This window comes from Methylomagnum sp. (assembly GCF_054333355.1).
This window is the reverse complement of the sequence record NZ_JBTEKS010000254.1, coordinates 1-6,482: the sequence shown is the minus strand read 5'-3', so window position 1 is coordinate 6,482 and position 6,482 is coordinate 1. Positions and strand designations below refer to the sequence as shown.

Annotated in this window: 1 protein-coding gene; it reads left to right on the top strand. The window is 67.2% G+C overall.

Translation table 11 applies throughout. From position 1 onward, the window contains the following. Positions 1–6,482: SDR family NAD(P)-dependent oxidoreductase (locus tag ACXWUF_RS16305; RefSeq protein WP_458503306.1), on the top strand; the 6,482-nt coding region annotated here is incomplete at both ends.

Sequence of the window (6,482 nt, the reverse complement as noted above, 5' to 3'; positions counted from 1 at the left end):
CGCGCCACGTCGCTCACCGCGCCCAATCCCGCCGCGCAGGCGGAAGTCATCACTCGCGCCTGGGAACGCTCCGGGCTGGACCCGGCCACGGTCAGCTATGTCGAGGCCCACGGCACCGGCACCAAGCTGGGCGACCCGGTGGAAATCAACGGACTCAAGCGGGCCTTCGCCGATCTGTACGCCCGCCACGGCCAGGACGCGCCGCCCGCGAACCGCTGCGGCCTCGGCTCGGTGAAGAGCAATATCGGCCATCTGGAAACCGCCGCCGGCATCGCCAGTGTGCTGAAAGTGGTCCTTGCCCTGCGGCATGGCGTGCTGCCCAAGACCTTGCATTTCCAGACCCAAAATCCCTACATCGACCTGGGCGGTTCGCCGTTCTATCTCGTCACCGAAACCACGCCCTGGCAGCGGCCACGGGATGCGCGGGGAATGGAGATTCCGCGCCGGGCCGGAATCAGCGGCTTCGGTTTCGGCGGGGCCAATGCCCATTTGGTGCTGGAAGAATACCGGCACCCGGCGGCAGAACAGGTGGCCGACACGGCGGACGGGCCGGTGCTAATCGTCCTGTCCGCCCGCACGCCTGCTCGGCTGCACGAAGCGGCGGCGCGGCTCCACGCCTATGTCGCCAAAGCGGCGGGCGGCGGAACAGCGGAGCGGGCGCTTTTGGCCCGCATCGCCCACACCCTGCAATGTGGACGGGAAGCCATGGAAGAGCGGTTGGCCTTCACCGCCGCCGATCTGGATGAATTGGCGCGGAAGCTCAAGCGCTTCTGTGAGGCGCCGGAGTCTTTCGCCGACGGCTGGCAGGGTCGTAGCGAACATGGTGGCCCCTTCGACGCGCCCGTGCCGCCGGACGAGGTGGAACAGCAGGCCATCGACGCTTGGCTGGCCGAGCGTGCCTTGATTCCGTTGGCGGATGCCTGGTGCCGGGGCGCGGCCATAGCCTGGCAGCGTTTGTACTCCGACGGTCGGAAACCCCGGCGGCTGTCCTTGCCCACCTATCCCTTCGAGCGCCGGGCCTATTGGTTCGAGACTCGTAAGGCGGGCGCGGCGAAAACCGAACCCGAATCCAAGCCCGCCGCCGCGCCCATTCCCATGACGCCGACCGCCGCCGCCAGCGTGGCGGACGCATCGGCCAAAACGCCGGTTATGCTGCGTAAACTCGCGGATATAGCTCACGTAGGATGGGTAGAGCGCCGCGAAACCCATCAGGAGATGGCCAACCAAGATGGGTTTCGCGGGTACGCTCCACCCATCCTACACGAGCCATCCGTTCCAGAACCCAAGCCCGCCCCAGCCCTCGCCGCCGCCGTCCCGGTGGCGGTCAAGAGCGACCCGCCCCCCCGCCGGAATCATCCAGGAACCCGCGCCATGAGCCACGAAGTCAGGCAGAAATTGCAGCACATCGTCGTCGAGACCCTGTATTTGGGCGACGACTGCGACCTCAATAAGGAGTTCGTCCATCTGGGCGCGGACTCGGTGCTGGGCGTCGAGATCATCCGGCGGATCAACGCCGCTTTCGGATTGGCGATGCCTAGCACCAAGCTTTACGAATTCCCCAGCATCAAGCGCTTGGCCGACTACGTGGCCTCCCAATTGCCGGATCCGGCGGCGTCCAGCGAATTGGAGCCTGAGCCGGAAGCCGCGCCGGTGCTGGAAACCGTCGCCCCGCCCGCGCCGAAACTGGAACTCAAACCAACGTTCACCCCTACGCCGCCTGTTGCCGACGTTCCCCCGGTGGTTGCCACCCCGGCCCGGTTGGCGGTGGATGTCGAGGCATTCATTCAGCCCGCCGCTCCGGTTCAATCCGAACAACCCCAACAGCACGTGGCGGAAGCGCCCATCGCCGTGATTGGCCTAGCGGGCCGCTTCCCAGGCGCCCGCGACGCGGAGGAATTCTGGCGGCTGCTGGCGGAAGGCCGGAGCGGCGTGGTCGAGGTGCCGCCCACCCGCTGGGACACCGCCGAACACTACGACCCCACCGGCAAGGCCGACGCCAAGACCTTGAGCAAATGGGGCGGCTTCCTGGACGGCATCGACGAGTTCGACCCCCTGTTCTTCGGCATCGCGCCCGCCGAGGCCGAGTTGATGGACCCGCAACAACGGCTGTTCTTGCAGACGGCCTATCATGCCCTGGAACACGCGGGCCATACCGGGATAAGCGCCGCCGGGAGCCGTTGCGGTGTGTTCGTGGGCGTGGGGCGGGGCGATTACGGCCAGCAGTTGATCCGCTCCCGCAAGAACCTGAACGCCTACGCCATGATGGGCTTGAACAGTTCGATCCTGGCGGCGCGGATTGCCTACTGGCTCAACCTGACCGGCCCCAGCCTCGCCCTCGACACCGCCTGTTCCAGCGCCCTGGTAGCCATCCATCAGGCCTGCCGGAGCATCCGCGCCGGGGAAAGCGACATGGCCCTGGCGGGCGGCGCCTGTGTGCTGACCACGCCGGACACCCACATCATGACCAGCAAGGCGGGAATGTTGTCGCCCGACGGCCTGTGCCGCCCGTTCGACGCCAAAGCCAATGGCTTCGTGCCCGCCGAAGGGGTGGGCGTGATCGTGCTGAAAGACTTGCGGCGGGCGCTGGCGGACGGCGACACCGTCCACGGCGTGATCCTGGGTTCGGGCATGAACCAGGATGGCCGCACCAACGGCATCACCGCCCCCAGCGGTGCGTCGCAGCGCCAACTCATCCGCGAAGTCCATGAGCGCAGCGGGCTAGCCCCTGGCCGGATCGGCTACATGGAAACCCATGGCACCGGCACCCCGCTCGGCGACCCCATCGAAATCCAAGCCCTCATCGAAGCCTATGGCGACCACGCCGGGCAGGACTGCGTGCTGGGTTCGGTCAAGGCCAACATCGGCCATGCCCTGGAGGCGGCGGGCATGGCCGGGGCCTTCAAGGTGCTGCTGGCCCTGAAACACCGGCAATTCCCCCCGCAAATCCAGTTCGACGCGCTCAATCCGCATATTTCCCTGGCGGGCAGCCCGTTCCGCATCAACACCCGTTTGGAGCCTTGGGAATCCACCGGCCCGCGCACCGCCGCCATTAGCTCGTTCGGTTTCAGCGGCACCAATTGCCATCTGGTGATGGAGGAAGCGCCACCCAGCCGTCCCGCCGCGTCCAGCGCGAAACCGGCCTATTTGTTCGCGCTGTCCGGGCGCAACACGGCGGCGCTGCGGCAGCGGATCGCTGATCTCGGGGCGTGGCTGGACGCCGAAGGCGGGCGGCACGACCTCGCCGCCATCAGCTATTCGCTCAACGCGGGCCGGGGCCATTTCGCCGCCCGTCATGCCGTGGTGGCGGGGTCGGTGGCGGAACTGCGCAGCGCCCTCGCGGCGGCGGAGGGTTCACCCAACCTCGATACGGAACGCCGGGGCAACCTGGGTCCGGCCATGGAAGAATTCATGGCGCACTTGACCCACGAAATCGCCGATCACCCCGGCCTGAGTACCGAAGCCTACCGGCGCAAGCTGTTGGCCGTGGCGGACCTGTATATGCAAGGCGGCGAACCGGATTGGGATGCCCTACATGGCGGCGCGGCGCGGCGGCGGATTCCCCTGCCTCTGTACCCGTATGCGCTGGAAAAATATTGGGTGCCGGATGTGGGAGCGGGCTTCAGCCCGCGACCGCTGCCCGAAGCGTGGGCTAAAGCCCACTCCCACGGGCCGGACATCCAAGTGACCTGCCGCTTAAGCGAGCGGGATTACCACAGCGCCGACCACCGGGTCGGCCCGCAAGCGCTCATGCCCGGCGCCGCGCTGCTGGAATTGGCGAGGGCGCAGGGCGCGGCGCTGACCGGACGGCGGGTGATGGCGCTGGCCGACAATGCGTGGCTCAGCCCGCTGGAACTCTCCGCCGAGCCACGGGAGGTCCGCGTTGAAATCATCCCGGCTGGAGATGGAGCCGAGTATTTCATCCGCTCCGGCGACACGCTCCATGCTCAAGGCCAATTGCTCTTCCTGCCCACTGCCACCGATGCAAACCCGTCACGCCTCGACCTTGCCGCCATTCAAGCACGCTGCCGGAACCGCGTGTCCGGCGGGGAGATTTACGCCGGATTCCAGCGGGCCGGATTGGCCTACGGGCCTGCCTACCGCCCCATCCAGACGCTTTGGATAGGCGAGAACGAAGCCCTGGCCGAGCTTCGCCTGCCCCCGGGACTGACACAGCGCCTGGACCGTGACGGCCTGCATCCCACCCTGCTGGACGGCGCTTTGCAAACCGTGGTCGGCCTGCTCCGCGAGAACGGCCCGGACGCCGCGCCGCGCCTGCCCTACGCCCTGGAACGGCTGTCCCTCCATGCGCCCCTGGTGGGCCATTGCTACGCCCATGCCCACCTGAACCCGGATGGGCAGCGCTACGACATCGGCCTGTATTCCCCGGCAGGGGAAACCCTGGTGGAACTGCGCGGCTTCCTGCTGGCACCGCCGATGGGCCGGGCCGAAGCTAAGCAATTGGCGAAAAATAACTCCCTGGAATCTGTAGGTCGGACTTCAGTCCGACCTGTCGGGCTAAAGCCCGACCTACAGCGAGGCGCGATGAGTTCGGGAAATTGTTTTCGGCCAACGCCTAAGTCGGTGGCCGAGTCATCGCCCCGACTGGCCTTCTTCCGCCCGGAATGGGCCGAGGTGGGACCGGCGGACGGCCAACCCTGGGTGGACGGCCCGTTGCTGGTGTTCATGGACCGGGCGGAAAGCCTGGGTTCCCACGCCGAATTGCTCGCGGCAGCCGGTCCCGGCCCGGTCTTGATCGCCCATAGCGGCGAAGCATTCGGCTGGGACGGCAGTGCATTCACTCTGCGGCCCGACCGCCCCGAGGATTACGCAGCCCTAGTTCTCGAACTCCAACGACGCGGCCAGCTTCCGGCGCGGGTGCTGCACTTGTGGACCGCGCCTTTTCAGGTCGCCACTTCCGGCGGTTTGGACGCGGCCTTGGTGCTGGGCACTCACTCGGTCATGCATTTCCTTCGCGCTCTGTACCGGGAACAACCCCGCTCGGCGCTACATTGCGTGTTCGCCCATCCACACCGGGACGATGCCGCCGACTTCGCGTTCGAGGCGATGGGGAGCCTCTTGAAGAGCTTCGGCTACGAATGTCCGGGTTTCTCGTTCCGCACCGTGGATTATCCGGGACCGGGGCTGGGCTATCGGCCCTTGCTGGATGAATTCCGGGCCGGGCCGGGCACGGCAATCCGTTATCGGGATGGCGTCCGGTTGGCGCGGCGCTACCGGGCATTCGCGGCGGAACCCGCGAATCTTCCCTTGCGCCAAGGCGGCGTCTATCTCATCACCGGCGGGCTGGGCGATTTGGGGCTATTGGTGGCGGAGCAGCTCGCCCGCTCGGCGGTGGGCGTGAAATTGATTTTGGTCGGACGCTCCGCGCCGTCGCGGACGGAAGCCCTCCACGCCCTGGAAGCTCTGGGCGCGAAGGTGATGGTCGTAACCGCCGACGTGTCCCAGCGCGAACAGGTGTATGCCCTGGTGCAGCAAGCCAGGGCCAGGTTCGGCGCCTTGCACGGCGTGATCCATGGCGCGGGCGTGATCCGTGATGCGACCCTGCTCAATAAGGACGCCACCCAAGTCGAGGCGGTGTGGGCGCCCAAGGTTCACGGCACGCTGTTCTTGGATGAGGCCACCGCGTCGGACAACCTCGATTTCTTCGTGCTGTTTTCTTCCGTGGCGGCGGTGCTGGGCAACGCCGGTCAATGCGATTACGCCTTCGCCAACCACTTCATGGACAGCTTCGCGGCGTGGCGGCAGCGCCACCGTCCGGGCCGGACCCTCTCGCTGAACTGGCCGCTGTGGCGGGACTGCGCCCAAGGCCGGGACGAACTGGTCCGCGCCCAATATGAACGCAATCTCAGGCTGCAACCGCTGGACACCCGCGCCGCGCTGGATGCGCTGGCGGCGGCGCTGGGCACGGATGCCCCGCAAGTGCTGGTCCTCGACCAACCCGACGCAGCCCTGACCGGCTTCTTGGCGGGCGAAACGGCGGCGGCGCAAGCTCCGGCGGCGACCGGGCGGGCTGTATCCACCGGGACGGCGGACCTGCTGGCGGCGCTCAAGCGGGACGTGCTGGCGAGCATCGCCCGCATCCTGAAAATCCGCGAGGACGACATCCGCGTCGAAGACGACCTCAGCGAACTGGGACTGACCTCGATCAGCCTCACCCAGTGGAACGAAGCCCTGCGGCGGGAATTCCGGCTGGAACTGCAACCCACCTTCCTGTTCGGGCACCGCACCGTGGAAGCCATCGCCGAGGCGCTGTTCGAGCGGTTCGGGGCGGAGATCGGCGCGCATTACCAGGCAGCGTTGTTCCCCGCCCCGTCGGCTTCGACTCCGCTCAGCCAACGGGGCGGGGAACAACCGTCTTTCAAATCCGTGCAGGACAAGCCATTCGATCTCGCTCAGAACAGGCTCAGCCAACCGGTCCTGAGCCAGCCCCCGCTCGCTGGACCTGCCCTGAGCGGAGTCGAAGG